The organism is Pontibacter rufus (assembly GCF_015694705.1).
In the GTDB taxonomy this organism is placed as follows: Bacteria; Bacteroidota; Bacteroidia; order Cytophagales; family Hymenobacteraceae; genus Pontibacter; species Pontibacter rufus.
Window position 1 is genome coordinate 214,683 of record NZ_JADQDR010000001.1, and the last position, 26,290, is coordinate 240,972.

The 26,290-nt window shown below is 48.1% G+C and carries 24 protein-coding genes and 1 riboswitch; of the genes, 11 read left to right on the forward strand and 13 right to left on the reverse strand.

What is annotated here, in order from left to right; all coding sequences use genetic code 11:
- Window positions 1-7 precede the first annotated feature (7 nt).
- The 3 genes from uvrB to I2I11_RS00955 all read left to right on the forward strand — a co-directional run bounded on the left by uvrB (window position 8) and on the right by I2I11_RS00955 (window position 4,055).
- Entirely contained in the window at window positions 8-2,035 is a 2,028-nt protein-coding gene (gene uvrB / locus I2I11_RS00945) for an excinuclease ABC subunit UvrB (protein WP_196265793.1), read from the forward strand.
- A gap of 300 nt (window positions 2,036-2,335) precedes the next feature.
- The gene (locus I2I11_RS00950) at window positions 2,336-2,869 is read left to right on the forward strand and encodes a GNAT family N-acetyltransferase (protein WP_196265794.1); all 534 of its coding nucleotides are present in this window, start codon (window positions 2,336-2,338) and stop codon (window positions 2,867-2,869) included.
- A gap of 214 nt (window positions 2,870-3,083) precedes the next feature.
- Entirely contained in the window at window positions 3,084-4,055 is a 972-nt protein-coding gene (locus I2I11_RS00955; protein ID WP_196265795.1) for a hypothetical protein, read from the forward strand.
- Window positions 4,056-4,147: 92 nt separating this feature from the next.
- Here the strand turns inward: I2I11_RS00955 and I2I11_RS00960 are convergent, their stop codons facing one another.
- The gene (locus I2I11_RS00960; RefSeq protein WP_196265796.1) at window positions 4,148-6,352 is read right to left on the reverse strand and encodes a B12-binding domain-containing radical SAM protein; all 2,205 of its coding nucleotides are present in this window, start codon (window positions 6,350-6,352) and stop codon (window positions 4,148-4,150) included.
- A gap of 335 nt (window positions 6,353-6,687) precedes the next feature.
- Here I2I11_RS00960 and I2I11_RS00965 point away from each other — a divergent pair, with 335 nt between their 5' ends.
- Window positions 6,688-7,203 carry a hypothetical protein gene (locus tag I2I11_RS00965; protein WP_196265797.1) on the forward strand — a complete coding sequence of 172 codons (516 nt, stop codon included), beginning with the start codon at window positions 6,688-6,690 and terminating at the stop codon, window positions 7,201-7,203.
- Between the two features lie 90 nt (window positions 7,204-7,293).
- Here I2I11_RS00965 and I2I11_RS00970 read toward each other — a convergent pair whose 3' ends face one another.
- Window positions 7,294-7,524: a DUF2798 domain-containing protein gene (locus I2I11_RS00970; RefSeq protein ID WP_230679819.1), complete on the reverse strand. Its 231-nt coding sequence runs from the start codon at window positions 7,522-7,524 to the stop codon at window positions 7,294-7,296.
- 50 nt (window positions 7,525-7,574) lie between these two features.
- Complete coding sequence (locus tag I2I11_RS00975) at window positions 7,575-7,745, reverse strand: hypothetical protein (protein WP_196265798.1); 171 nt, start codon at window positions 7,743-7,745, stop codon at window positions 7,575-7,577.
- Between the two features lie 142 nt (window positions 7,746-7,887).
- On the opposite strand from I2I11_RS00975, the gene I2I11_RS00980 reads away from it, so the two are divergent.
- The gene (locus I2I11_RS00980; protein ID WP_196265799.1) at window positions 7,888-8,169 is read left to right on the forward strand and encodes a hypothetical protein; all 282 of its coding nucleotides are present in this window, start codon (window positions 7,888-7,890) and stop codon (window positions 8,167-8,169) included.
- 127 nt (window positions 8,170-8,296) lie between these two features.
- On the opposite strand, the gene I2I11_RS00985 is transcribed toward I2I11_RS00980, so the two are convergent.
- Window positions 8,297-10,468, reverse strand: coding sequence for a TonB-dependent receptor plug domain-containing protein (locus tag I2I11_RS00985; protein WP_196265800.1), 2,172 nt, complete (start codon window positions 10,466-10,468; stop codon window positions 8,297-8,299).
- A gap of 112 nt (window positions 10,469-10,580) precedes the next feature.
- Window positions 10,581-10,784, reverse strand: a riboswitch (cobalamin riboswitch).
- A 99-nt stretch (window positions 10,785-10,883) separates the two neighbouring features.
- Between I2I11_RS00985 and I2I11_RS00990 the strand changes: the two genes are divergently transcribed.
- The gene (locus I2I11_RS00990; protein ID WP_196265801.1) at window positions 10,884-11,486 is read left to right on the forward strand and encodes a DNA-3-methyladenine glycosylase; all 603 of its coding nucleotides are present in this window, start codon (window positions 10,884-10,886) and stop codon (window positions 11,484-11,486) included.
- A 58-nt stretch (window positions 11,487-11,544) separates the two neighbouring features.
- On the opposite strand, the gene I2I11_RS00995 is transcribed toward I2I11_RS00990, so the two are convergent.
- The 7 genes from I2I11_RS00995 to I2I11_RS01025 all read right to left on the reverse strand — a co-directional run bounded on the left by I2I11_RS00995 (window position 11,545) and on the right by I2I11_RS01025 (window position 17,411).
- Entirely contained in the window at window positions 11,545-11,889 is a 345-nt protein-coding gene (locus I2I11_RS00995) for a DUF5615 family PIN-like protein (protein ID WP_196265802.1), read from the reverse strand.
- Window positions 11,886-12,107: a DUF433 domain-containing protein gene (locus I2I11_RS01000; protein WP_196265803.1), complete on the reverse strand. Its 222-nt coding sequence runs from the start codon at window positions 12,105-12,107 to the stop codon at window positions 11,886-11,888. The genes I2I11_RS00995 and I2I11_RS01000 overlap by 4 nt, the downstream gene beginning before the upstream one ends.
- A 179-nt stretch (window positions 12,108-12,286) precedes the next feature.
- A complete protein-coding gene (locus I2I11_RS01005) occupies window positions 12,287-12,664 on the reverse strand; it encodes an ASCH domain-containing protein (RefSeq protein WP_196265804.1) in 378 nt (125 codons plus the stop codon).
- Entirely contained in the window at window positions 12,661-14,202 is a 1,542-nt protein-coding gene (locus I2I11_RS01010) for a PIN domain-containing protein (protein WP_196265805.1), read from the reverse strand. The genes I2I11_RS01005 and I2I11_RS01010 overlap by 4 nt, the downstream gene beginning before the upstream one ends.
- 254 nt (window positions 14,203-14,456) lie before the next feature.
- Window positions 14,457-15,587: an alpha/beta hydrolase-fold protein gene (locus I2I11_RS01015; RefSeq protein WP_196265806.1), complete on the reverse strand. Its 1,131-nt coding sequence runs from the start codon at window positions 15,585-15,587 to the stop codon at window positions 14,457-14,459.
- A gap of 201 nt (window positions 15,588-15,788) precedes the next feature.
- Window positions 15,789-15,968 carry a hypothetical protein gene (locus I2I11_RS01020; protein ID WP_196265807.1) on the reverse strand — a complete coding sequence of 60 codons (180 nt, stop codon included), beginning with the start codon at window positions 15,966-15,968 and terminating at the stop codon, window positions 15,789-15,791.
- A gap of 255 nt (window positions 15,969-16,223) precedes the next feature.
- Window positions 16,224-17,411, reverse strand: coding sequence for a THUMP-like domain-containing protein (locus tag I2I11_RS01025; RefSeq protein WP_196265808.1), 1,188 nt, complete (start codon window positions 17,409-17,411; stop codon window positions 16,224-16,226).
- 272 nt (window positions 17,412-17,683) lie between these two features.
- Between I2I11_RS01025 and ahcY the strand changes: the two genes are divergently transcribed.
- Window positions 17,684-18,991, forward strand: coding sequence for an adenosylhomocysteinase (gene ahcY / locus I2I11_RS01030; RefSeq protein WP_196265809.1), 1,308 nt, complete (start codon window positions 17,684-17,686; stop codon window positions 18,989-18,991).
- A 240-nt stretch (window positions 18,992-19,231) separates the two neighbouring features.
- Here the strand turns inward: ahcY and I2I11_RS01035 are convergent, their stop codons facing one another.
- A complete protein-coding gene (locus I2I11_RS01035) occupies window positions 19,232-19,972 on the reverse strand; it encodes a LytR/AlgR family response regulator transcription factor (RefSeq protein ID WP_196265810.1) in 741 nt (246 codons plus the stop codon).
- Window positions 19,973-20,000: 28 nt separating this feature from the next.
- Window positions 20,001-22,955, reverse strand: a complete 2,955-nt coding sequence (locus tag I2I11_RS01040; RefSeq protein WP_196265811.1) for a ligand-binding sensor domain-containing protein — start codon at window positions 22,953-22,955, stop codon at window positions 20,001-20,003.
- A 486-nt stretch (window positions 22,956-23,441) separates the two neighbouring features.
- Between I2I11_RS01040 and I2I11_RS01045 the strand changes: the two genes are divergently transcribed.
- The 4 genes from I2I11_RS01045 to I2I11_RS01060 all read left to right on the forward strand — a co-directional run bounded on the left by I2I11_RS01045 (window position 23,442) and on the right by I2I11_RS01060 (window position 26,290).
- A complete protein-coding gene (locus I2I11_RS01045) occupies window positions 23,442-24,203 on the forward strand; it encodes a glycosyltransferase family 2 protein (RefSeq protein WP_196265812.1) in 762 nt (253 codons plus the stop codon).
- 5 nt (window positions 24,204-24,208) lie between these two features.
- Window positions 24,209-25,237: a glycosyltransferase family 9 protein gene (locus tag I2I11_RS01050; protein WP_196265813.1), complete on the forward strand. Its 1,029-nt coding sequence runs from the start codon at window positions 24,209-24,211 to the stop codon at window positions 25,235-25,237.
- A gap of 149 nt (window positions 25,238-25,386) precedes the next feature.
- Complete coding sequence (locus I2I11_RS01055) at window positions 25,387-25,980, forward strand: sigma-70 family RNA polymerase sigma factor (protein ID WP_196265814.1); 594 nt, start codon at window positions 25,387-25,389, stop codon at window positions 25,978-25,980.
- Between the two features lie 22 nt (window positions 25,981-26,002).
- Window positions 26,003-26,290, forward strand: coding sequence for a zf-HC2 domain-containing protein (locus I2I11_RS01060; RefSeq protein WP_196265815.1), 288 nt, complete (start codon window positions 26,003-26,005; stop codon window positions 26,288-26,290).

The following is a 26,290-nucleotide window of genomic DNA, read 5'->3' on the forward strand; positions in this document are numbered from 1 at the left end:
AGAGACGATGGATTATCAGCTGACTTCAGAATTTCAACCAACCGGCGACCAGCCGAAAGCCATAGAACAACTAACCAAGGGCATCCGTAACGGGGAGCCGGTGCAGGTACTTTTAGGAGCCACCGGCACGGGCAAAACCTTTACCATGGCCAACGTTATCAAAAATACCGGCAAGCCTACGCTGGTGCTGTGCCATAACAAAACGCTGGCCGCGCAGCTTTACGGTGAGTTTAAGCAGTTCTTCCCTAACAATGCCGTAGAATACTTCATCTCCTACTACGACTACTACCAGCCCGAAGCTTATATCGCTTCCTCGGACGTATTCATCGAGAAGGACCTGGCTATTAACGAGGAGATTGAAAAGCTGCGGCTGCATACTACCTCAGCCCTGCTCTCGGGCCGCCGCGATGTGATTGTGGTGGCATCAGTGTCGTGTATTTATGGTATAGGCAACCCCGAAGAGTTCGGCAAAAATGTGCTGCACCTGGCGCCGGGCCAGAAGTTTAGCCGCAACAACCTGCTTTATACTTTTGTGCAGATTCTGTACAGCCGCACCGAAGCCGAATTCACACGTGGAACATTCCGTGTGAAAGGCGACACCGTAGACATTTACCCGGCTTATGCAGACTTTGCGTACCGTTTATACTTCTTCGGCGAGGAGTTGGAGGCGATTCACCGCATCGATCCGGCTTCGGGCAAAAAGCTTTCAGAAGAGAACGCTATTACGCTATATCCGGCCAACCTGTTCGTAACAGGCAAAGACACGCTGCACCAGGCCATCAACGAGATCCAGTTCGACATGGTGGCGCAGCACGAGTATTTCCTGAAAGAGGACAGGCCCGCCGAAGCGAAGCGCATCAAGGAACGCACCGAATTTGACCTGGAAATGATCCGCGAGCTGGGCTATTGCTCCGGCATCGAGAACTACTCCCGCTACTTCGACCGCCGTGCGCCGGGCGCGCGTCCGTTCTGCCTGCTCGATTATTTTCCGGATGATTTCCTGATGATGGTGGATGAGAGCCACGCTACCCTGCCGCAGGTGCGCGCCATGTGGGGCGGCGACCGCTCCCGCAAAGTAGCGCTGGTAGAGTATGGCTTCCGGCTGCCCGCCGCGATGGACAACCGCCCGCTCACCTTCAACGAATTTGAAAGTATGATGCACCAGGTGGTATTCGTAAGCGCTACGCCCGGCGACTATGAGATACAGAAATCCGAAGGTATTATTGTAGAGCAAATTATCCGTCCGACAGGTCTGCTCGATCCGGAAATTGAAATCAGGCCAAGTTCCAACCAGGTAGATGATCTGCTGGAGGAAATTGACGAACGCGTAAAATCAGGCGCACGGGTACTGGTAACCACGCTCACCAAGCGCATGTCGGAAGAACTGACCAAGTATATGGAGCGCCTCCACATCAAAGTAAAATATTTACATTCCGAAGTGAAAACGCTGGACCGCGTGGAGATTTTACGGGAACTGCGCCTCGGGGAGATTGATGTGCTGGTAGGCGTAAACCTGCTGCGCGAAGGTCTGGACTTGCCGGAAGTAAGCCTGGTGGCGATACTGGATGCCGACAAAGAAGGTTTCCTGCGCGATCAGCGCTCACTGATTCAGACGATGGGCCGCGCCGCCCGTAACGAACGGGGAAAGGTAATTATGTATGCCGACCGCATTACGGGTTCCATGCAGCGCGCCATCGATGAAACCAACCGCCGCCGCGCCACGCAGATGGCCTATAACGAGGAGCACGGCATCACGCCGCGTACGATATTGAAGTCAAGCGAAGAAGTGTTTGAGCAAACCGCTGTAGCCGATGCTAAAAAGAAAGAAGTAAAAATGTATGCCGGTGCGGGAGAAGTTTCGCTGGCAGCCGAGCCGATCATCCAGCTTATGAAGCGCGATGAACTGGAGAAACTCATCAAAAAAACCGAAAAGCAAATGGAGGCTGCCGCCAAAGACCTCGACTTCCTGCAGGCCGCCAAGTATCGGGATGAACTCTCGGAGCTGCGCCAGCTGCTGAAATCGAAGCGTGATTAAGTTTAAAACAGAAGCGCCTGAAGTATAAACTTGCAGGCGCTTTTTTTATAAGAGCATAGCAGCCAAAGCTATCTTTTATGAATAATTCGAAACGCCGGACCTGAATGTATGACACAGCACGGACGCACCTCCTGTTTTAAACGATTATCCGTAATCTGAATCTGCGGATAAGCAGAATGGAGAAGAAACGGCCTTATACCTGCTAAACATCGTTTTATACTTCAGGCTGAAATGTTCAAAATCTATGGGCTTACTTTGTCTGCTTATTAGAAAACGTTTCGGCCGGCTTTATTTATAGTTATGACAATACCCGAAAATAATAATTTCCACTTCAGAAAGGGAACGCTGGCGGATGCGGAGCTTTTGGCTGACCTTGGCTGGCGCACCTTCGAAGAGACTTTTGCCGCCTTTAACAGGCCTGAGGATATGGCAGCCTTTAAACCAACCATGTATACGCCGGAACTGCAAACCGAAGAGTTGTGTGACAGTGATACTGAATTCGTGATTGCGGAGGTGCAGGAGCAGGCCGTGGCATACGTAAAGCTAAATACAGCGGAAGCTCCTGAAGCTATTACAGGCCGGAACCCGCTACAGATAAGCCGGCTATACCTGCTTCAGAAGTGGACGGGGCGGGGCCTGGGTGATAAGCTGATGCAGCTTTGCCTGGAAAAAGCGCGCAGAAACGGGCACGATGTGGTATGGCTGACCGTGTGGGAGCACAACGAACGGGCAAAGCGCTTCTACCGCAAGTATGGCTTTAAAGAAGCAGGCGAACTGACTTTTATACTTGGCAGCGATGTGCAGCGGGACCTGTACATGCAGCGGGAAGTATAAAGTTTGCTTTTGTTTTGAATGTATAGCTGGAAGCTTCGCAGTGCACGGGTTGAATTGATATATTTTCATATATTAGTTGTAAGATAAATCGCAAGTTGCTTGGTAAGTATAGAGCAACAGGAAAATAGTCAAAGGAGAGACTAAAACACCTACGCACATAGTGCATACAAGCGTATGTTTGCGTATATTCTCAAGTTAGCAAAAATTTATTTTGATGAATTGGAAAAAAGGATTGTTGAGAACTGGACTACCTCTTGAATATGTAACGTCTGGTATTCTTAATAATAAAGGACATGAAATATTCGGTGATTATCCATATATAAGACCAAATGAAAACAAGGAACTGAAAGAATTCTCAGTAGATATTAGGACACATAAGTGCCTTGCATCAAATGAGCGATTATTTACATTGTCAATGCTGATAGAATGTAAGTATAGACAGCCAGGAACATCTTGGATTTTCTCCCCATACCCAAGTTCAATTGTGCCAATTGGCTTAGTACAATCTAGTGAAGACTTGGTACCTGTTAGACTTAATGGTAGTTCTGTATATGAATTTGAAGAAAGCATTGGTTATTGTATAAGTGGAGTAGAATTAGACAGCAATGGTAATGGTAAAACTGATGGAGCAAAACATGGAGCTTTTCAATTAAGATTTGCAATGCCTGTATTACTAAAAAGTTCTTTTGAGCACGTCTTAAAATACGATTGGTATGAAGGTAGAACTATAGAATTATTGTGCCCAATTTTAGTTACAACATCAGAAATTAGAGTTATCAAACCAAACTTGGCTTTAAGTGACTTTGATATTGCTAAAGAATTAGATGATGTTACTGAGCTTCGAGAAGCGGTAATCCTTAATGAAGGTACAGGCCCACAATTGAAAGAGTTTGCAGATTCACTAGCAGATGAGTTTGTCAAGAATCATCCTGAACTTCAAAATAGATTATCAGAGTTGGATACTGTTTTAGTTGGTGAAGAGTGGGAAAAAAGGTATTCACCAGATATTGATACAATTAAGCGTATTTTTTCTTCTAGTGCAGAACGCGTTCTTATTGTTAACTATGAATATTTAGATATTATCATAGAAAGATTGGAATCAGCAATCATGAAAGATATTGAAAATGAAGAAGTGTACGGGAAAATCATAAAATTTAAAGATGGCTTACAAATAATAAAAAATTAAAATCATGAATAAATAAGACCCTTGCTAACACAGCACAAGCATTATGTTCGGCTGACGCCTCACCCGTTTGTACTAACCGTTACCATCCCTCCCTACAACAGCAACAGCCCCTTCTCTCTTAACTCAAACCATACCGGCGAAGCCAGGAACTCTGAAAAATTCAGGTGTGCCTCTGCCGGGAAGCTTTCTTCCAGTTGCTTCAGCGTAAGCGTTTCTCCGCTCTCCGGCATTAGTTTCGGAAGCACCTCCAGCAGCCATTGGCCAATGGTGGCTGTGGTTTTTACCTGGAAGTCCTCGGCTTTCTCGAAGAATGTGAGTTGGCAGCGCTCCAGTGTTTCGCCTTTCCGGGCATACATCGTAAACTCAATTTCCGGTATGGTTCCCAGCCACAGCACGCGGGCGTTGGGGCGGGTACTGTCGGGGCGGTGCGGTTGTTCGATGGCGCTGCCGATAAGGTTGGATTTGAGCGTAGTGCGCGGCACCTTAAAATCGAACCAGAACGAAAGCAGCTCCTCCAGTCCCACGCCGTGCATGTAGTTATAGATGGCTTTGGCCAGTCCCTCGCCAAACAGACTATGGTCGGCGCCCTGCGGGTCGTCGTGCCAGAGGTCGTTGTTGGCAAAATCGCCTTCGCCCGGCCCTACTTTCACAACGCCATACTTTTCCGGGTTCTTGCCGATGGGGCTGTGGGCCGTCATGCTGAAGCGATGCCAGTAGCCGGACTGGATGACATTATTTAAAAACAGCTGCCGCACCACTTCCAGCGAGTCTATCGTTTCCTGGGCGGTTTCGGTCGGGAAGCCATACATGAGGTAAGCGTGTACCATAATGCCGGCCTGCGTAAAGCTGTCGGTAACGCGGACTACCTGGGCAATGGTTACGCCTTTTTCCATCAGCGCCAGCAGCCTGTCCGAGGCCACCTCCAAACCACCCGACACAGCAATACAACCTGAAGCAGCCAGCAGGCGGCACAAATCAGGCGTAAAAGTTTTTTCGAAGCGGATGTTGCCCCACCACGATATCTTCACGCCGCGGCGGATAAGCTCAATAGCCATGTCGCGGAGCGGTGCAGGCGGAGCAGCCTCATCCACAAAGTGAAAGCCCGTCTGGCCGGTCTGGGCAATCAGCTGCTCAATGCGGTCTACCAGCAGGGTCGCCGGAGCCACCTCGTAGCGGTTGATGTAATCGAGGGTGATGTCGCAGAAAGAGCAGCGTTTCCAGTAGCAGCCGTGCGCCACGGTTAGTTTGTTCCAGCGGCCATCGCTCCAGAGGCGGTGCATCGGGTTAATCACGTCAATCACCGATAAATAATCAGCCAGGGGCAAATCACTGTAATCGGGTGTGCCTGCTTCCGTATGCGGAATATCTGCATCAGTGCTGCCGTTGATGAATTCTACTTTGCCATTGGCAAGCATAAAAGTGCGTTGCAACTGGTTTTGTGGTCGCTGGCCCTGCAGGTAATCGAGCAGTTTCAACCACGGGCCTTCGCCATCGTCCAGCGTTACAAAGTCGATATACCTGAAAAGGCGCGGCTCGCGCAGGCTGCGCAGTTCCGTGTTGGGGTAGCCGCCGCCCATCGCGATTTTTATACCTGGGTAGTGTTGTTTGATGTATTGCGCCAGCCGCAGCCCGCCGTACAAATTACCCGGAAACGGTATTGACAAGCCCACTATACCTGGTTGCACCGCTTGCAGGCGTTCTTCCAGCAGTTCCAATAGCATATCGTCTACCAGGTTGGGCGCTTGCTGCAGGGCTTCCTCCAGCGGGTCAAATGAGGTAGCGGAAAGCGCCAGTTTTTCGGCGTAGCGGCTGAAAGCGAAGTAGGGGCAGATGGTTTCCTTTATTAGGTCGCCGAGGTCTTCTAAGTATAAAGTAGCCAGATAACGCGCCCTGTCGGAGATGCCCATACTGCCGAAAGCCCAGTCCACGTCCTCCACCTGGTCGAAGCGCGAAGCCTCCGGCAGAAAACGGCTATAGCTGATCTGCTGGGCCAGCGTTAAGTCTTTGTTTTGCAGAAAGCGGATAACGGGCTCAATCGTGCTCAGGTATTCGCGCTTAAGCCGCAGCATTCGCAGGCTGTTGTCCGACAGCTCATAATTACCCAGCTCAATGGCATCAAAAATCCGGGTAAGCCCTGCTTTGGAGAACATCCGTAACACCAGGTCAATGCCGAAATCAACCTGCGTAACTACAAAGCCGCGCCCGGCCAGGAAGCCTTTCAGGTAAGCGGTGGCCGGATAAGGTGTATTAAGCTGCGTAAGCGGCGGGGTGATTAACAGGATGGTCGGCTTCTTCAAAGTATAAACAGCTTTAATAAAGACACAAAAATATGGATTTTGGCGCTCTGTTCACAGAGATATCCTTCTTCAACAACAGCATTTACTTACTGGTTCAGCGGTTATACTTAATGCTAATCAAGCATTTGTAACTCTATATATAACGTAAAAAAAATATTTATTGTGAATTAGTTTATATGTATTAAGTTTCCTTTATATTTGCAGTGTATAAAAGAATATATCTATGTTTATGTTCTAACGCTCTGGTAGCATAAAGAACATCTTTTAAAGGCGCTGATAAACTTTTACCATTTTATTCTTTACCATTTATTATGAGTACCCGGCAAAACCTTCAGATGATAGTTACAGTAGCCCTGCTAGTGATGGCGGCCGCTTGCTCTCTGTTCAGAACAGACATCAGGGTTCCGCAGTCATTATCGCTGCGGATGGACCGCCCCGAGAATGCCCCGCTGCAGTTTGCCGTGCTGAAAGATATGGACACTGCCGCCGAGGAGGTAACCAAACATGCTGATGCAATGGAGTCCTTTCATATCAACAGCATTACGTATCGGGTAGAGGACTTTTCTGGTGGCAACGAGCCGGTAATTGCCGGTAACCTGGAATTTGCGCTCTCAGGCACAACGGAATTTCAGACGCTGGCTACTTTTGAGCATCTTGATTTGCGAACCATGGCCGGCAGCGGAGCTGAAGTTGTGCTTCCGGTTTCTGATAAGGCGGCTGTAGCAAAACTTGCGGCACTGATGCAGCATGGCCGCACCATTACCTTTCGCCTGACTGCCAGCACAACAAACAACCCGATAGCGGCTACGCTGGTGCTGAACTTTGATACTGAGATGGCAGTAGAGATCTAAGCAGATCTTAAATCCAGGTATACTTTAAAATGCTTTATGAGATTGCTTCCGGTGTTGCCGGGAGCAATTTTTGTTTAGGGGAATGGGCGTTTACTTCCCGGCAATTCTGTTTACGCCATACGAAACGCCAGGTATGATGACCAGCACGGTAAGGCTTATCAGCGTGAAAAACACGAGGAAGGCTCTGAACCAGGCCACCAGAAATCCATCGAAGAAGCCAAAAGTATAGAGCACCAGCGCAGATGCCAGCAACAGGCTGATAATGGCAATAAGCAGGAGCCTGCGCTTTAATGAGCGTGCTGAAAGCGGTTTCTTCATCATAAGGCAAATAGTTCAGGCAAAGGTACGGCAACTATAGCCGGATTCGGAAATCAGGAGTGGCCTTTTTCTGCTTCTTCCGCTTCGCGGGAAGCATCGGCTGGCTCGGTGTCATCCTGCGGCTCCGGCGGTGGCGCTTGTTTGTCCTGCTGCACTTTCTGCACATCCGAAGAATCATCTTTGGTTGTTTCAGGGAGGGGCTCTTTGTGTTTGTTCTGTGTCATAGCTATAAAAGTGTGGATAGTATATGTACGCGCGCTATAAGCAACTGTTTTTAACAATAGCAGGGCAGGGCCGTACATGTAAGGGTAGCTGGCAGCAGGTATAACCGGCTCAAAGTATGTTTAACCAGAAAGAAAACAAACGATGAATACAAGAAAGATAAAGCACAGCATTATGGTGCTGGCGCTAAGCATTATGTCGGGGGCTGCATTAGTAGCTTGTAACGAGGGCACGGAGCCAGGCGACACAAATGTAGAGCGTGGCGAAATAAAAGATGCCGGCGAAATGGTGGGAGGCGATGACGTTACCCGTTACAGCGATACGACTGATTTGGAAGAGAAATATTACAACGACAGCGACACAGCTGCATTGGGAGACGGAGCCTACGATGGAAAAGGCAATGGCAAGGAGCGTGATGACTTTTAATTTAAACCAGGTAACCGCATCTTAATGATAGCAGGTGCAACTTTAAAAGACTATTCATATAAAATCGCCCGGTTATAAATAACTGGGTGATTTTATATGAATAGCTGATTTTTGTTTAACTATTTATTTAATAGCTGTACCTCAGGCTAAGATACAAGCCACGGCCTCTTGCCCGGAAACCATTAATTTCCTGGTACGATTTATTCAGCGCATTTTCGAGGCGGAGTGCTGCCGAGAGGGCAGGCGTGAACTGCATGCGGGCTGTAAAACCTAGCAAAGTATAGTCGGCAAGGCCTTCGGTGCCCAGCGAACCGTACGGGCCGCGACCAGCGTCGTAGTAAATGTCCAGCCGGGAACCTGTGTAGCGCACATCAGTTTGCAAAGCCAGTTTTTCCCAGGGTGAATATACCAGGTGGAGGTTGGCTGTATTCGGGCGGCGCGTTAAGCCCTGTACCGCTACCTCTTTGTTGATAAAAGCGCCGCTATTGTACAGTTGCACCTGATTTCCTTTTGTTTGTGCTGTCTCCACATCCGATTGCTTTACCTTCAGTTGGCCGTTCACCAGGTTAAAATTACCCGAAACCTCCAGCTTTGTACTCAGTTGCGAGGCAAACTCTATCTCCAGCCCCCGGCTTATCTGCCGCGACAAATTCAGGTAAGTAGCGCCCTGGTAATCTGCAAACGTAAGCGCATCAATGGCTTTGCCAGGCGTCCAGAGGTAAACATATTCGATGGTGTTGTTGACCTGCGTATAAAAGTAAGCCAGTCCTAACTGAAACCGACCCAGCGTTTGCTTCAGACCGATTTCAAGAGAAGCTGATGTTTCGGGTCCGAGCGCGGCATTGCCAGTTGTGATGCCGGAAGCGGCATTTTCGTCGGGAGCATATAGCTGGTAAAGAGAGGGCGCGTTGAAGCCGGTGGCATAAACGGCATAGAGGAGGGTGTTTTCTCTTAATTTATAGGTGGGGTTAACCTCTACGGTGGTATAGTTGCCAAACCTGCTGTGCCGGTTAAAGCGGCCGCCCAGCGCCAGCGAAAATTTGCCCAAACGCTCATCCAGCAGAGCGCCGTTCAAATCAACATGCGCGAAAATGTTGGTGGTTGTTGTACCCAAATCCAGCGAATCTAAATCAGATTGCGATTCATAGACGCCATACATGCTTTCAGAATAGTAGTAGTTTTGGGCACTCATGGTTTCGCGGTAGCGGCCCACTCCTGCAACCGCCTGCAGGTGCGGGAAAGAGAAGTTCGCCTGCAACTCGTTGGTTGCCGTGCTGCCGCGGCTGCTGCCGGAGCTGTAAGTATGGTTGCTGCTACCCGCAGCATCAACTGCCGAAGAATCATTTTCGGTCTGCCGGAACATTCTCGAATAGCCGCCCACATACTTTAGTTGAACTGCAGGATGAAGCCTGTAAGAGGCGCCATAAGTAAACAGGTGCCGCTCAAAATCCACCACGGCATTATCGTCGTCCACATAAGCGCTCTGGTCGAAATCGGCGCTGGTGCTGGTGTTTTTGTAAGAGGCGTATGCCTCCAGCCTGTCGGTTTGGTAGCCTATTTTCCCGGCCAGGTCTAAACGCTTGTAATCGTCCTGGTCGCGCTTGTTGTAGGTGTCCGGGCTGGTAATGGTATCGACGGTGGCATCAATGCCGTTTACGTCCTGGTTCTGTACTTCTGCGTTGGCGTAAAAGCCGTTCCTGAAAGTATAATTAAGGCCCAGTTTCTGGCCCAGTAGCCCCGTTCCCTTACCAAACCTGCCGAAGTCCAGCGCCGCATCCGGGTGCAGGCCGGGTTCTTGTTTTCCTTTGGTGATGATGTTTACCACCCCGCCAATGGCCGATGAACCGTAAAGCGTGCTGTGGCTGCCGCGTACAATTTCTATCCTGTCAATACTAGCCAGCGACAACTCCGACAAGTCCAGGGCATTGTTTACGCCCGAAGGATCGGTAATACGGATGCCGTCCACAAGTATGGCCGTCTGGTTGCTGTTGGCGCCGCGCAGGAATATACTTTGTGTCATGCCCGGGTTTTGGCCGGCGCCCACCAGGTAAATGCCTGCCTGCTGCGCCAGCAAATCGCCCACACTATGGTAAGCGGTATTTTTCAGGTCGGCGGCCGTAAGCACCGTTACGCTACGGCCCACATCTGCGGCATTTTTTTCTGACCGGGTGGCCGTAACCAGCACTTCGTTTAACCTTTTGCCCTGCAGCGAATCTGTCTGCTGTGCCTGTGCTGTAAAAGCAGTAAACAGCAAACCGGTTGCCAGCCCGGAGAAGCCCGCAAAATTTCTTTTTTTCATTTTGATTTACCTTCTGATGTTTGAAAAACGTAATGCGAAGGGGGAAACGAACAGGTATAAAGGCACTGATCAGGAACCTCATACAGCCTTGCTTTTTACCCGAAAGCACTAACTTTTGATAAAACAGATGGCAGGTCTCCTGGCTTTCTTCTATCTGCCCGGCCTTCCCATTCTGCAAACAGAACAGTGGCTAAGGAGTGGGCAAATGTTTAACGAAGATTACAGTTGCGGGAACAGCCCAGGTATTACACCTGATTCCCTTTTAAGGCACTTACCACGGCCGTAGTAAGCGCCACCAATCTGATGGCAAAGATAGGGTATTAATTACGAATTATGAATTCCGAATTACGAGTTGTAAGAAAATGAAAGCCGAGGCACCGTAACAACCATACACAAAACACGACAAACGATAAACTTGAAACTGCCGAAATCCTTTTATACCCGCCCCGATGTTGTACAAATTGCGCAGGAGTTGCTGGGCAAGTACATTTATACTTGCGTAGACGGTATGCTGACCGGCGGCATGATTGTGGAGACCGAAGCATATTCGGGGCAAAACGATCGCGCCTGTCACGCCCACCTCGACCGCCGCACCCAGCGCACGGAAATCATGTACCACGAGGGCGGCGTGGCTTATGTATACCTGGTGTATGGCATTTATTACCTGTTCAACATCATCACTAACCAAAAGGACAAAGCCGATGCCGTGCTGGTGCGGGCCATTGCGCCGGAAACAGGCGTGGCGGAAATGCTGTTGCGCCGCAACATGGTAAGTATAAAACCCAACCTGACAGCCGGGCCCGGCGTGCTGAGTATAGCCCTGGGCATCAACAAAAAACTATACGGCGCCGACCTGAGCGGCAATGTAGTATGGTTGGAGGATAAAGGGACAAGTATAGCGCCGGAAAGTATAGCCGCCGGTCCCCGCATCGGGGTAGATTATGCCGGCGAAGACGCCCTGCTGCCCTGGCGGTTCTGGATAAAAGGGAATAAATGGGTGAGTAGGAGGGGGAAGTAAAGGCGATGTTTTGTTAGCAAGTTTGTCAGTCAAACGGCTTACTTATTATTATGGGTTATTATGGGGCATCTTTTATTATTTCTAATATTTCCTTTTCCCCGGATAGTAAGAAATTTTGAATCAGGGAAATATTCTTCTTGAGAAGATCTGAAATTGATGTTGTTGTTAAATTTCCTGTTTTCAACCAGATTATTTTGGGAGGAATGCCTCTTACGACATTTAAATCAACATAATCTGAATCAAACGTTACTATTGCATAATTATTCCGTTTAGCGTACTCAAAGATGGTGACATCTGAGGCATCTTCTAATCCAACATGCCGAACTTGCTTAGAGTCAGGAAAAACATCACTCAATTGTTTAACGATTTTTGGAGAGATATTTTGATCAAATAACAGTTTCAAGACGCAATCTTTAATTTATGCTCTTTATCTGCAGCGAAAGCTAAGCACGCACTGATCATTTCCTCTGACAATTCTTCAAAATCTTCCATAATTTCTTGCTTGCTCATACCATTAGAGAGCCAATTCAGGACATCATAAACGGTTATCCGTGTTCCTTTTATGCACGGTTTACCAAACCTTTTATCAGGTCTGATCTCAATATATTCTTCGTAGTTCATAATCAAATATAAGTGAGTTTAGTTAATTTTTTGTTGCTAAACGCTATGTAACGATAGGTGACAGCTTTAAGAAGTAAGGGTATTTAAAAAACTTTAGACACATTTACTTTCCGCTGTTCAGTAAATGTTCAGCCTTTATTTTAAAGTTGATGTTGTGTGCTGTGCTTCATGTCACACCCTTATGGCTGTAAGTAATAAGCGAATGATTGAGGTGGAAACAAATTATAGTGTGTTCGTAAGCATTTAGGGTGTTTATATTTTTTTGTATTTTTAATTTGAATAGCAAAGCCTTCTTCTCTATTAGCAAAATACTGATAAAAGTAATCCTCAGAAATACCCGAATATTGTTGTGTTAAGCTCCAAAGAGTGTCGATGTCCTTATTAATAATCTTTTCTATTTCAAACTCTCCTATAACTTGCTTTATAGGAGATGAGGCATAAACGATTATCGTCGTTACTTTATCATTTTTAAAAATAACCTTGCGGAACTCAAATTTCTTTGTCCCATCGAAGATTTTATTAGCAAATTCCGGCTTTATCGACAATACAACTTTCATCTCTTATTCTTGTATTCCTTGTTAAAGGCAAATCTAATTAAATCATTAAACTGTTGGTTCGTTAATTTAGCGAAGCCTTTTGGTAAGCTTCTATTATCTGCAAATATTTTTAAGTTAATAAGATCATTAAGGGTAGGTTTGGGTGTTGGAAAAGAATGTGCATACAAAAGATTAATCACAAAAGGTTTGTAATTGGGAAATTTGCCCCACCATTTATTTTTTAAATCAGCTTTAGAAATCATAGTTCGACGGTTACAAGCATTAAAAAAGTCGTCGAAACTCTTAAAGTTATTTTTTATACTTTCCACAATACAGATTGATGTTATTGTGCTTGTGAAAGTTTTCTTGGTTCCTTCGTCACCAATCCTATAAATTAAAACAATGTCTCCTGACTTCAAATTTCTGTCTGGCGAATGTGAAATATAGGCTTTACTTATTCTGTTTCTATGAGGTTCATTTTCTATATACTTTGTTTTGTCTTCTCTTGTATTTATACTATCTGGAAATAGTTCTGTATGATATTGTGGCTCAATTCTGATAATATACTTATCCGTTTCTCTGGAAAAAAAAGGGAATGTCAGCTTAGGGCTTTCTATGTTTACTGACAAGCTTTTACTAAACGGCCTTACATACACAAGCTCATCTCCATTTTGTGAAGTCTTAATTCCATGCTTAACAAAGCCCCATTCTTCAAGCATCTCTATCAATTGTTCTTGTTCCGATCTTTTGTTGAATATAGTTACATAAATTTCTTCAACTTTAAAAAGTAAGGCATTGTCAAAAATTGTTTTTAAAAATCGTTCACCGATTTTATAGCCATTTCCTGTAACTTTTAATGTTCCAATTTTCAGTCTTTTCTTTGGTTTAAAAATTGGTGTTATATCAGAATAACTTTCTTCACCAACTCTCTCAACTTTAATGTATAGAAAGGCTGTTATATTATTATCACTGTAGCATACATAACAAGGTTTTTCAGACTTACTATTAAACCACTTATCGAAATCACTATAATCACTCCTGAAGCTATCAAAAAATGGGTCTTTTAAATTTACTTCAGCAAAGTCTACTTTTTTAATTGCTAAAACTTTGTAGCTTACTAAACCAGGATTTTCAGCAGTTGCTTTTTCTAAAAAGGATTGAATTTTAAATACTCTGTCCTCAATTCCAAGAAGCTTTGCTTTCGTATGCATTTTCTTGTCTTCAGAAATGAGTATGTCAACTCTGTCTTCAAAAACTTCATTCAGAATCTGCGTGTCATTAATATCATTATGGGAAGTATCGATCTGCTTACTGACCTGTCTTATTTTGTCACCTAAAGGAGCTTGATGTTTTAGGGTATTATAGCTCTCAATTTTAATGTTCATCAACTTTGTTGAATTGGGGTCTTTATATGTATTCAGCTCCTGTACCGTCAATGGGTGTATGTACTTATCATATCGCAACTTATCAAGCCAATTAAATAATTGCCCAATATCTAATCTGCTCAGCCTATGTGCTTCTCTATGGATTATAATATTTGTATCAAGCAGTACTTTCATTTAAGAATTGTCGAAGTTTAAGGAGTCGAACAGCATAGCTACTGGATAGCAGGAGTAATTCCTGCTATTTATACTATACATAGAGGCGGTTCCTACAACGTTTGCCAAAACTTTCAGCTATTTTTGAGAATTTTTGCATAGTATATTGCTAATGCAATGTAGCAATATATTTATTCAATGTACAGTGTTAACGGTATAAAGAGGAATACTTCCTGAAGAGTTGCATAGTGCGTCAAGTTTATACTTAAGAAGTATCACCGCATCGGGAACAACAGCTTTAAAGCAACTGGCATACGTTTGGCCCAGGCGGTTTCGGAGTGTCGGGCCTGGGGCGCTTTTTGCCAGTAAAAGTCTTTGCCTTCCTGGTAACCTTTTGCTTTGAGGGCAGCCAGCATCTGGTCTACACCGGGCTGTAGTTTGTTTTCCAGCGCAATGCCCCCGTTGTCGATGTAAAAGAACAGGGGTTTCTTTTTGCCCTGATAAGCCAGCACATTGTCTACATAATCAATGTCCTCAATCTTAAAGGCGGGCGACATACAAATGGCTTTCGAAAACACATCCGGGTGCTCCCAGGCCAGCATAAAGGCGACAATGCCACCGGCAGAAGAGCCGCCGGTTGCTGTGTATTTGCGGCCGGATTTGGTGCGGTACGTCTGGTCGATAAGCGGTTTTACGGTATTCACTACAAAATTCATGTAGGCGTTGGCCTGCTTGCCGGGAGTATATTCGTCGCTTCGGTCGGGGGTGTTGTAAATGCCCACTACAATTACAGGTTCAATGGCCCCGGCTTTTATCAGGCTGTCGGCCGTCTCGTCGATGCGCCATTCATTACCAAAAGAGCTGGTAGCCGGGTCGAAAATGTTTTGGCCGTCGTGCATGTACAGCACCGGGTAGCGCTTGTTTTTGGCTGTATCATAATCCGGTGGCAGCCACACCACCAAATCGCGCGACGGAATACCTTTGCCTTTCAGGTTGCGGTGGTACTTTACCGTGCCCGTTATGCCGCCCGCTACAGGAGGCTTTTCGCCTATCTTCCAGTTATTTACTTCATCCTGTATCACGGTGTCGTTCGCTATGTTGATGGTGAAGTTTTGCAGCGGCTGGCCTGCAGCGTCAGTTCCTTCCTGCGCCCAGGAGCCGAGCGTATACTTGTATTCGATGCTGTTCTGCGGCAACTGCAACTGCTTTTGCCAGGTATGATTGCCGGTATGTTTCATTTCCACGCCCGCCGGGTTCCAGTTGCCCAGTTGCGGCGCACTGCCCGTAATATATACTTTGCTGGTGTCGGGTAAGTTTGGCGACTGAAGTATAAACGTAACCGACTGGCCCAAGGCACTGAAACTGTAAGGTATAAGCAGCAGAAAGAGGAGGAAGTGTCGCTTCATTGATAGCTGGTTTGTCAAATAAAAGCGAAGATACAGGAAAGCAGCCACTGTTAAACATTTGGCCCGCCGCTACCTGCCTGTTTATACTTCCAGGGCTTGTTACATCATCAGAAAAGCCACCCACAGCAGCCTGACAGTAGCCTGTAAACCTAAAACAGCCATAGCAGGTTATACTATGGCTGTTTTGAGTTCAGAGGTGCTTTACTTCTCTTTTTTCTTAGTCTCTCGGTCTTCCTCGTTATCGGTGCGGCCCTGGGGCGTCTTGTCTGCAGGCATCTTATTGCTTACCACATCTTTTTCGAGGCTGTTGGAGATATCTGACTTGTCGCTCTTGCTTTTATCTGTCAGTTCTGATTTCTTATTTTCTTGGTCTTTGTTCATCGTTTTATACTTTAAAGAGTTCTACGGTCAGCTGTCAGAACATCTCCGTTCCATGCAGCTTTACCTAAACAGGCAGTACCACACTACCTGTTGTTTATCATACGGCTGCCGTTGTGGCTTGTTAAATTATCCGTATTTAAACTTGCTCTTATAGTCTACGGTGTTCTGACCGGCTTGTTAACTATTGTTTCGGCAGCAGTTTGTAAGTAAAAGGCCTTGTGCTTAGAGCAAGTATGGGGCGGCAATCCGAGCTGCCTAAGCTATCTTCCGGCAGAAAAGCACGACAGGTTTCTGGTGCCTGTCGGTGGTAAAGAACAGGTACGTGTCGCCGCCTTCCCTGATGCCTGTTTTGCGGCGTATACCGGCCACAGATTCCGGGAAATTGCGCACCGTGATGTTGGCCTGCTTACCGGGTAGCTGGCGCAGCAGCTCTTTCTTGCTGTAACGGCTGAGGCCCGTGCAGCGGAAAGCGCGGCCCGGAAAGTTAGGGAGAAGCGTTGCTGAAGTATATAGGTGACTGTTGGGATGCAGTTTGCTCAGATGTAAGTATTGGCCCAGGTAGCGGTAAGCGCCGGCTTTCAGGATGGCAGCATTGGGCTCGTAAATATATTCCTGCGGATCAGTGTAGCTGACCTGTGCGGCCTCCTCTGCGGCCTTCGTAAACGTAAGTTGCTGCGGCGCGCCGTTTGGCAGCAGGTTTACGGCTGTGCGTTCTGCCTGTGCGGGCAGCGCTTCCGGCTGCAGCAGGTATAATACTTCTTTCACTTCATTCTGCACCGCTACTACCCATAGTTTGGTTACCTGCCCAAGTTGTGCCAGCGCCAGATCAATGTCCAGCATCGGGGAGGTTTTGAGCAGTACGGCATTGGCTTTGGCAAACAGCAGCGGCAGCAGGCTAAGCACATCCGGCTCGCAGTCCTGCAGCAGGTGCAGCTTTTCGTTGCCGCCCCCACGCCGCGCCGGGTCTACGTATAAAACGTCCGCTTTGCCTTTAAAACCTTCCAGAAAAGCTTCTGCTGTCGTATTTATACTTTGGATGTTGCGGGCCTGCAGCAAATCGAAGTTATACCTGGCTACCTCCTGCAACTCCGGGTTCTGCTCTACGTGTACCACCTGCTTAAAGCGTTTGGCAAAGTATAAACTGTCTACGCCAAAGCCGCCTGTCAAATCCACCAGCAACTCACCCTGCACCAGCGATGCTTTAAAGGCGGCCGTTGTTTCTGAAGAGCTTTGCTCCACCGAAATTGTAGCCGGAAAAACTACGTCCGGGTTAGCAGCCCAGGCCGGGAGCTTGGCCGCTGCTTTTTGCCGGGCCTGTAGTTGCTGCACCAGTTCCAGCATGGGCAGGTGCGGGTAGCGCTGGGCCTGCAGCATCAGTTGGGCCGCGTCATCCTGCCGGTGCTCCTGCATAAATTGTTTTTCCTGTTCGGAGAAAATGCGCATTAAATGATTTTATGATGAAGTATAAAGCACAAATATAATACAACAAAATACGGCTTACTTGTGCTTTCTGCATTTGCCGTTATAATATAAGACCTGGCAGTGCGCGCAGCTCCTGCGAGTGTCTGAAGAGCCGGTAAACAGATACTTGTGGGAGCTGCACACACTGCAAGGTCTGTGCTATGATAAGAACACACGCGTAACGGCGTAGTATATCATTGAATTCTTGCAACAATTTTCGTACTTTTGTGTTCTCATTTGAAAATATTTGAAGCATGATAGATACATATCTGAAGTATAAAGTAAAGGATATTTCGCTGGCGGAATGGGGCCGCAAAGAGATAAAACTGGCTGAAGCCGAAATGCCGGGCCTGATGGCTATCCGCGAGGAGTTTGGCCCGGACAAACCACTGGCAGGCGCACGCATTGCCGGTTGCCTGCACATGACCATCCAGACGGCTGTGCTCATCGAAACGCTGGTAGAACTGGGCGCAGAAGTTACCTGGTCTTCGTGCAACATTTTCTCTACCCAGGATCACGCTGCCGCTGCTATTGCCGCTGCCGGCATCTCGGTGTATGCCTGGAAGGGGATGACTGCCGAGGAGTTTGACTGGTGCATCGAACAGACCCTATTCTTTGGCGAAGATCGCAAACCGCTGAATATGATTCTGGATGACGGCGGCGACCTGACCAACATGGTGCTGGATAAATACCCGGAACTGGCTGCAGGTATTAAAGGTCTTTCTGAAGAAACTACTACCGGCGTGCATCGCCTGTACGAACGCATGAAGAACGGTACCTTGCCGATGCCAGCCATTAACGTAAACGACTCGGTAACCAAATCCAAGTTTGATAACAAGTATGGCTGCAAAGAGTCGCTGGTAGATGCGATTCGCCGTGCCACCGACGTAATGATGGCCGGTAAAGTAGCGGTTGTAGCCGGTTATGGCGACGTGGGCAAAGGTTCTGCCGCTTCGCTTCGTGGCGCCGGAGCCCGCGTAATCGTAACCGAAATTGACCCGATTTGTGCCCTGCAGGCCGCAATGGATGGCTTTGCCGTAAAACGTATGGCAGATGCAGTTAAAGAGGCGGATATTGTGGTTACTGCCACTGGCAACAAAGACATTATCAAGGAAGAACATTTCCGCGCGCTGAAAGACAAAGCTATTGTATGTAACATCGGCCACTTTGATAACGAGATAGACATGGCCTGGCTGAACGGAAACTACGGCCATACCAAAGACGTTATCAAGCCGCAGGTAGATTTGTATAATATTGAGGGCAAAGACATCATCGTGCTGGCCGAAGGCCGTTTGGTGAACCTGGGCTGTGCCACCGGACACCCTTCTTTTGTGATGTCGAACTCCTTCTCGAACCAGACACTGGCACAGCTTGAGCTCTGGACAAACGCAGATGCCTACGGAAACGAAGTTTATACTTTGCCCAAGCACCTAGATGAGAAAGTCGCCCGCCTGCACTTAAGCAAGATTGGCGTTGAACTGGATGTATTGCGCCCGGATCAGGCACGCTACATTGGCGTGGAAGTAGAAGGCCCGTACAAGCCGGAATACTACAGGTACTAATTGTTAAGCCACAGATAGCAATAAAAGACACAAGACTTTTATTGCTGTAAGTATAAAAATGAAGGCCGGTACTGCACAGTACCGGCCTTCGCTTTTAAGTATAAGTTCTGGCTGAATAGTGCTGGACAATGTTTCTGCAGGTATGGCTATGTTGTAAGTGCGAACAGTATCAGGGCTTGCCGTAAGTATTGTTGTGCTGCTTAGAAACACGCACTCATGTCGTGTTACGTGTCAAGCGATCTATATAATATTAAACCGCGACATGAGCGTTTTTTTATAAGATTTGCCGATAGGAATATCGCCTTTGGCAAATACAACGGCGTTTTCTTCCAGCGCCTCTATCATATCGAGGTTGGCGATGTAGGAACGGTGCACACGCACAAAGTTCTGTGGCGGCAGTTTCTGCTCCATATCCTTTAACGTAGAACTGACAAGATACTTCTGGTCAGCCGTTACAATGAAAGAGTAATTATCGTAGGCTTCTACCCATAAAATATTGCTGTATTGTACTTTTATAATGCGGTGTTTTACTTTAACAAAGATATAATCGGTCGCGACCTCCTGTTCTTTTGCATTTTGCTGCGTACCATCTATGCCTTTCCCATTCTGATTATCATGTTTGTATAAAGCTATCTCGATGGCTGAACGCAAACCCTTTTCATCAAACGGCTTCACCAGAAAACCATCAGGCTCTGTTTTCTTTGCTCTGTCCAGTGTGGCTTTGTCGGCGTAGGCTGTCAGGTAAATAAATGGGAGATTAAACTCCTGGCGGATACGGGCGCCTATTTCTACGCCATCGGCCTTGCCTCGAAGGTTAATGTCAAGCAGTACCAGATCTGGCTGGGTTTCCCGGATTATGTTAAGGGTTTCTTCACCGGAGTCAATTGCGCATATTTCATATCCTAATTCTTCCAGGCTTGCTGCAATATCCTCGGCAATGATCACCTCATCTTCCGATATAAGAATCTTTGGTTTCGTCATAACATTAACTCATACGAGAATTTTAAATTTAGGATGGTAAAACAAAATATAGTATTGTTTTTGTGCCATTCTCGTTGGAGAACGTTATTTCGCCGTTCAGCTTTTTGCTTAGCGATGCAACAAGCTGTAAGCCAAATGATTGCTTCTGCCTGAGCGCGAATCCTTCAGGCAATCCCCGGCCGTTATCGCTCACAGTTAAAGTATAATGCCCGTTATTGTTATGTTTTAATTGGATGTGCAGCAGTCCTTTTTGCCCTACAGGGAAAGCATATTTTAAGGTATTAGATATAAGTTCGTTTATAATCAGGCCCAGCGTAATGGCTGCATCAATGTCTAACTTTATGGGCGGCACTTCCAGGCGCAATCCCACTTGCTGTTCATCTTTGCCATACGAAGCATACAGGCTGTCGCAGATGCTCCTGAAATAGTCCTCCAGGTCAATCTGGCCCAGGTCGTCGTGGCGATAAAGGCGCTCATGCAACAGCGACATGGAGCGGACGCGGCCCCGGATAGCGCGCATCACCTCCTGTGCCAGTGGGTCTTCAACGTGCCGCGCCTGCAGGTTAAGCATGCTGATAACTATCTGCAGGTTGTTTTTTACGCGGTGGTGTATCTCCTGCAGCAATGTCTCCTTCTCCCGGTTTTTCCGTTCCAGCAAACCTGTGCGGTGCTGCACTTTCATTTCCAGGAGGCTGTTCATCTTCACCAAGTTTTTTTCGCGCAGGTGCATCACAGTCAGTATGGTTGCCGCCGCCAGCAGCAGCAGTACCCCGATAAACCACTCGCGCCGCCAGATAGGCGGTATAATAGCAAAAGTATAGCGCAGCGGCTCCTGTGTCCAGTAGCCGTTGTTGTTGCAGGCCAACAACTCAAAGGTATAGGTGCCCGGCGCCAGGTTGGCATAGGTGGCGTACGACTGCCTGGTTACCGGCGACCATTGCTCATCATATCCGGTAAGCCTGTATTTGTACCGTATTTTATCCGGAGCCGATAAGCTGATGGCGTAGTAATCAAAGGTAAGATGGTTCTGGTTGTAGGGCAGGCGCAGGTGCTTCGGCAGCTTGGTGGCAGCATCCAGCTTAAAGCCGAGCCGGTTCCAGTTTGTCGGTTTCAGAAACAGAAGTATATTGTTTAGCCTTACCTGCGGGTATACTTTTTTATGGCGATCCAGGTCAGGGATATACCGGGTCAGGCCTTTAACCGTACCAAACCAGAGCGTACCATCCGGTGTTTGCGTAATGGTATTGTACCCGACTTCTATGCCGCTGAAGCCCTCCTGACTGGTAAAGGCGCGATAGCTGAGCTGGCTGTTCCGGCGCAGCGGCGCCAGGCGTATTTTCAGCAGGCTGCGGCTGGTGCCCGCCCACAGGTTGTCGCGCGCATCTGCATACAGGCTCCGGATGCCTTCGTTGGGCAGACCGGCAGCAGCGTTCAGCAGCAGGGAACCACCTTTTGGCCGCAGCATAACGATGCCATAGTTGAAAACGCCAAAGTATAAGTTGCCCGCTTTGTCTTCGGCAATCGTCGTGACCTCTTCCATGTGATAAGATTTCAGTTCCGGCGGATGCTGCAGCCGGCCGTTTTGCAGCCGGTATACGCCAGACTCAGTGCCAAACCACATATTGCCTTTGCTGTCGGGCAGGATGCAGTAGATGCGCATGGGGGATTCTTTTGTGCCGGCGCCAACCTGCGTAAGCGTATCGTTTGCCAGTACGGCAGCCCCATTGGCGGTAGCGAACCACAGGTTTCCGGCTGCGTCGGGCACGCATTGGTAAACGGTGTCGGATGGAAGCCCGTCGGCTACAGTATAATGCCGGACCGTGTCCGGCATAAGGTGCCAGATGCCGTTGCTGGTGCAGATCCAGATGCTGTCCTGCTGCTGTACCAGAAGGTTGTGCAGGGTGGTGCCATCAGGCCAGACCTTTTTTTGGAGCGGTTCCGGTTCGCTGCCATGCACATAAGCCGCCAGCCCGTCGTCGGTGCCGAACCAGACGCGCCCCTGTGCATCGTGTGTCAGGGCTGTAATGCGGGGCTCTGTTATACTTTCGAAATCAAAATAATGTACAAACCAGGGCGCTTTATACTGTTGCAGCCCGTAGCCATCTGTGCCGACCCAGACGTCGCCCTCCACATCAGCGGCCAGTGTATTAACGTGGTTGGTGCGAAGCCCGTTCGACCGGGTGATGTGCGTCAGGCTGTCGCCGCTGATTTTCAGCAAGCCGTTGTTTTCAAATCCGGCCCACAGGTCGCCGTAAGCATCTTCGGTTAGACTGCTGACGGCGGGGAGCGAGACAGTGGAAGGCAGCCGCTGCGCGGACAGTTTACCATCCAGGATAGAAGCAATTCCCAGGCTGGTGCCCACCCACACCTGGCCATGATGTAAGGCCAGGCTGGTGACGCTGTTGCTCGGAAGCGGGCTGTTATAAACAGTGAAATGGCGTGGCTGCCCCCCGATGTGGTACAGGCCATCGGTTTTGCTGCCTGCCCATACATCGCCGGCGGGCGTAACAAGCAGCGAGGTATAAGCCTGGTCGGGGAGGCCGAAATACTTCATAAACCTGCTGCCTGCAGAATAGAATAATCCCTGCGCCGAAGCCACCCATACGCGTCCCAGGGTATCTTCAGCTATGCTGTGGATGTCGGTGCCGGACAACCCCCGGTCGCTTCTGATAGACCGGAAACGATCATTTTCCAGCACATTAAGTCCATGATCAGAAGTGCCTGCCCAGATGCGTCCCCGGCTGTCCTGGAACAGGCAGGAGATATTGTTACTGCTGAGGCCCTGTTGCCTGGTATAAGTATAAAAGTTGGTGCCATCAAAACGGCTGACGCCCCCGCGGGTAGCAATCCAGAGCTGCTTCTTGTTGTCCTGCAGCACATCTCTGACCTGCGACTGCGGCAAACCATCCTCCAGCGTCCAGTTGCGGAAGTTGTATTGCTGGGCCTGAAGCAGAACCGGCCACAGGATCAGTAAGATCAGCAAACAGTGCCGCTTAAAGGTATGGCAGGCGTAATAACAAATATGCATAGTTGCGTAAGGTAGAGCTTTTACTTATTCATACGTATATTTGGATTCTACTTTTTTGAATTATTGCTTCCACACCCTATATGCCGGGTGGTTTAGATTACCGGCAGCAAAGTAGCCGGATAAAAGAAGTATAAAAGGCTTAAAGTATAAAATCATCAGGAATTAAAAATATGAACTTTAGCTGTGTGTTGGCACCTGCAGGTAAAATCAGCGGAAGTATAGCAGGCTGGCAAGAAGGCCAACAATAGCTGGCGTTTACTTAATTCCATGTAAACGCCAGATAATTTGTAGTATAAAGATCATCAAAAGTGAAGAATTTATACCTATCCCAGGCTTAGATTTATACTTCGGGCTGGCTACCAAGATAAGGCGCCGGGTATAATTAAGCAGAAAAAAGCGATATTTGCGCCTGAATGCTTTTTCAGGCGCAAGCAGCAAGCAATGAAAGTAAACCTATCCGTTGTTATTATCACTTTTAACGAAGAAGCCAATATTGCCCGGTGCCTGGATTCAGTAGAAGGCATAGCAGATGAGGTGGTGGTGGTGGACTCTTTTTCTACAGATCGCACAAAAGAAATCTGCCTGGCGAAGGGAGCCAGGTTCGTGGAACATGCGTTTGCGGGACATATTGAGCAGAAAAATTACGCGCTGACGCAGGCAACTTTTGATTTTGTGCTTTCGATGGATGCTGATGAAGCGCTCTCCGATCAGCTGAAAGCATCGGTGCTGGCAGTCAAGCATAACTGGCGTGCTGATGTTTATCAGATGAACCGGCTCACCAGCTACTGCGGCAAGTGGATAAAACATACCGGCTGGTATCCGGATAGAAAGCTGCGGTTATTTGATAAAAGGAAGGTAGTTTGGGGCGGTGAGAATCCCCATGATAAAATTATTCCCGGGCAAGGTGCCAGTATCGCTTATATTTCAGGCGATTTGCTGCACTACTCTTATACCAGCATCAGGCAGCACCTCAACCAGATAAATCTTTTTACCGATATTGCCCTGAAGGAGATGCAGCAGCAGGGAAGACGGGTGTCCATACCCGGGTTGATTGTAAAGCCGCCCTTTAGGTTTATAAGAATGTACTTGCTGCAACTTGGCTTTCTGGATGGCTTCGAGGGCTTTTGCATCGCTACGTTATCGGCGTATTCAGTGTTTGCAAAGTATGCGAAGCTTTATATGTATAACAAGTATAAAGCCTGAGCACCATGAAAACAATCTTAATAAGCAGAACGGACGCGATAGGAGATGTGGTGCTGACCTTGCCCATGTGCGGCTGGCTCAAAAAGAAACTGCCCGGTTGTAAAATTATTTTCCTGGGCTCATCTTACACGCAGCCTGTGGTGGCTGCCTGCGAGCATGTGGATGCGTTTCTGAATATAGATACCCTGCTGTCGCTGCCGGAGGCGGAGCAACTAAGCATGTTGCAGGAGCAGGCAATTGATGCCGTAGTGCATGTGTATCCTAATAAAGCATTTGCCCGGCTGGCCCAAAAAGCCGGTATACCTGTGCGGGTGGGCACCCGGAACAGGGCATTTCACTGGCTCACGTGTAACAGGCTCGTCAAGCTGTCGCGCAAAAATTCGCCTTTGCACGAAAGTCAGCTCAATATGCTTCTTTTGTCGGGAATAGGAATAAACGATTTTCCGCCGCTTTCAGAGATGCACTGCTATACGGGCCTCACCAAAATAGCACCTTTGCCTGCGTGGTTAAAGGAAGAACTCTGCAAAGAAGAGAAGCGGCGCAACATCATCCTGCATCCTAAATCGAAGGGCAGCGCACGCGAATGGGGCCTCGGCAACTTTGCTGAACTGGCCGTAATGCTGCACCAGACCGGCCACAAAGTATACATTACCGGTTCTCCGGCCGAGCATGAAATATTAAAAGTATGGCTGCAGGAGCAGGTGCCGTTTGCAACAGACTTAACCGGCCGCCTGTCTCTGACAGAGTTTATCAGCCTGGCAAAGGCTGCCGACGGGCTGGTGGCCTGCAGCACGGGCACCCTGCACATTGCCGCAGCAGTAGGCACGCATGCCCTGGGTATTTACCCGCCCGTCCGGCCGGTGCATCCCGGGCGGTGGGGGCCTGTAGGCAATAAAGCAGAGTTTCTGGTAAACGCAGAGGGCTGCGCTGCCTGCGCCGATCCGCAGAAATGCAGCTGTATGGCGCAAATATCAGCGGATCAGGTATGCCGGCGGGTGCTTGCCTGGTTTGGGACTGCAGCGCCGGCTTACTAAAATTCATTTATAGGCGATTAGTAACTTTTTTACAGTATTTTTGTATGTGTACCTATATAGCAGCAAATAAATCAAAGGCGAGCGGATGGTAAGCGGGTGTAGTTGCCTCTAATATTCTGCTGCTAACCTGGAGAACAAACAACAAGCACATGAGCGATCAAACAGGGAAACAAATGAGTAAGGAGGAAAAGGACGCACGGTTCGAGGCCGAACTGTTGCCCGTGCTGGACCCTCTGTACAACTTTGCCTACAGGCTCACCTTAGACGAAGACGATGCCAATGACCTGGTGCAGGAAACCTATTTAAAGGCCTATCGCTTCTTCGACTACTTTGAGCAAGGAACTAATGCAAAAGCATGGCTGTTCCGAATCCTGAAGAACTCGTTCATTAACGAATTCCGGAAAAAGAGCAAGCAGCCGGCCAAAGTAGACTACAGCGAGGTAGAGGGATACTACAATTCCGAGGATGTGGAGGGGGAGAGCGGCGTAGCCACAACCACTGATATGCGCACCGAAAGTGTGCAGGATCTGATAGGCGATGAAGTAGCCAGCGCGCTGAATGCTTTGCCTGTCGATTTCCGGACGGTGATTATACTTTGCGACCTGGAAGGTTTTACCTACGAGGAGATGGCCAAAATACTGGACATCCCGATTGGCACTGTCCGCTCAAGACTGCACCGCGCCCGGAATTCTTTGAAAGAGAAATTAGAGAAATATGCCAGAACGATGGGCTATAACGGATAAAGAACTTTACGTTTGAGTTAAGATGGAAACAAAATTTACAGAAGCTTATGAGCAGCCTGCCTCAGATACCAGGCACGAAACCGACTGCGATAAAGTAGCCAAGTTGCTCGATGCCGTCGTAGACGGTGAAGCCACGGCAGAAGAACAAACCTTTTTTACCGGGCACCTCGAGGACTGTGTTCCCTGCTTCGAAAGCCATCAAAAACAAAAACTCCTCAAAGGCCTTGTCAGCGGCAACCTGAAGCGTATACTGGTGCCGGAGCGCCTGGCGCTCGCCATTAAAACCAAGATACAGGCCACAACGGTATAA

What these genes read in the sequence shown, in the direction of transcription:
- I2I11_RS01050 (WP_196265813.1), top strand. Translation starts at nt 24,209, where the DNA reads ATGAAAACAATCTTAATAAGCAGAACGGACGCGATAGGAGATGTGGTG.
- I2I11_RS00980 (WP_196265799.1), top strand. Translation starts at nt 7,888, where the DNA reads ATGAATACAAGAAAGATAAAGCACAGCATTATGGTGCTGGCGCTAAGC.
- I2I11_RS01060 (WP_196265815.1), top strand. Translation starts at nt 26,003, where the DNA reads ATGGAAACAAAATTTACAGAAGCTTATGAGCAGCCTGCCTCAGATACC.
- I2I11_RS00965 (WP_196265797.1), top strand. Translation starts at nt 6,688, where the DNA reads ATGATAGTTACAGTAGCCCTGCTAGTGATGGCGGCCGCTTGCTCTCTG.
- I2I11_RS00970 (WP_230679819.1), bottom strand. Translation starts at nt 7,524, where the DNA reads ATGATGAAGAAACCGCTTTCAGCACGCTCATTAAAGCGCAGGCTCCTG.
- I2I11_RS00950 (WP_196265794.1), top strand. Translation starts at nt 2,336, where the DNA reads ATGACAATACCCGAAAATAATAATTTCCACTTCAGAAAGGGAACGCTG.
- ahcY (WP_196265809.1), top strand. Translation starts at nt 17,684, where the DNA reads ATGATAGATACATATCTGAAGTATAAAGTAAAGGATATTTCGCTGGCG.
- I2I11_RS00985 (WP_196265800.1), bottom strand. Translation starts at nt 10,468, where the DNA reads ATGAAAAAAAGAAATTTTGCGGGCTTCTCCGGGCTGGCAACCGGTTTG.
- I2I11_RS01015 (WP_196265806.1), bottom strand. Translation starts at nt 15,587, where the DNA reads ATGAAGCGACACTTCCTCCTCTTTCTGCTGCTTATACCTTACAGTTTC.
- I2I11_RS01025 (WP_196265808.1), bottom strand. Translation starts at nt 17,411, where the DNA reads ATGCGCATTTTCTCCGAACAGGAAAAACAATTTATGCAGGAGCACCGG.
- I2I11_RS01020 (WP_196265807.1), bottom strand. Translation starts at nt 15,968, where the DNA reads ATGAACAAAGACCAAGAAAATAAGAAATCAGAACTGACAGATAAAAGC.
- uvrB (WP_196265793.1), top strand. Translation starts at nt 8, where the DNA reads ATGGATTATCAGCTGACTTCAGAATTTCAACCAACCGGCGACCAGCCG.
- I2I11_RS01035 (WP_196265810.1), bottom strand. Translation starts at nt 19,972, where the DNA reads ATGACGAAACCAAAGATTCTTATATCGGAAGATGAGGTGATCATTGCC.
- I2I11_RS01055 (WP_196265814.1), top strand. Translation starts at nt 25,387, where the DNA reads ATGAGCGATCAAACAGGGAAACAAATGAGTAAGGAGGAAAAGGACGCA.
- I2I11_RS01000 (WP_196265803.1), bottom strand. Translation starts at nt 12,107, where the DNA reads ATGAACTACGAAGAATATATTGAGATCAGACCTGATAAAAGGTTTGGT.
- I2I11_RS00975 (WP_196265798.1), bottom strand. Translation starts at nt 7,745, where the DNA reads ATGACACAGAACAAACACAAAGAGCCCCTCCCTGAAACAACCAAAGAT.
- I2I11_RS00955 (WP_196265795.1), top strand. Translation starts at nt 3,084, where the DNA reads ATGAATTGGAAAAAAGGATTGTTGAGAACTGGACTACCTCTTGAATAT.
- I2I11_RS01045 (WP_196265812.1), top strand. Translation starts at nt 23,442, where the DNA reads ATGAAAGTAAACCTATCCGTTGTTATTATCACTTTTAACGAAGAAGCC.
- I2I11_RS01010 (WP_196265805.1), bottom strand. Translation starts at nt 14,202, where the DNA reads ATGAAAGTACTGCTTGATACAAATATTATAATCCATAGAGAAGCACAT.
- I2I11_RS01005 (WP_196265804.1), bottom strand. Translation starts at nt 12,664, where the DNA reads ATGAAAGTTGTATTGTCGATAAAGCCGGAATTTGCTAATAAAATCTTC.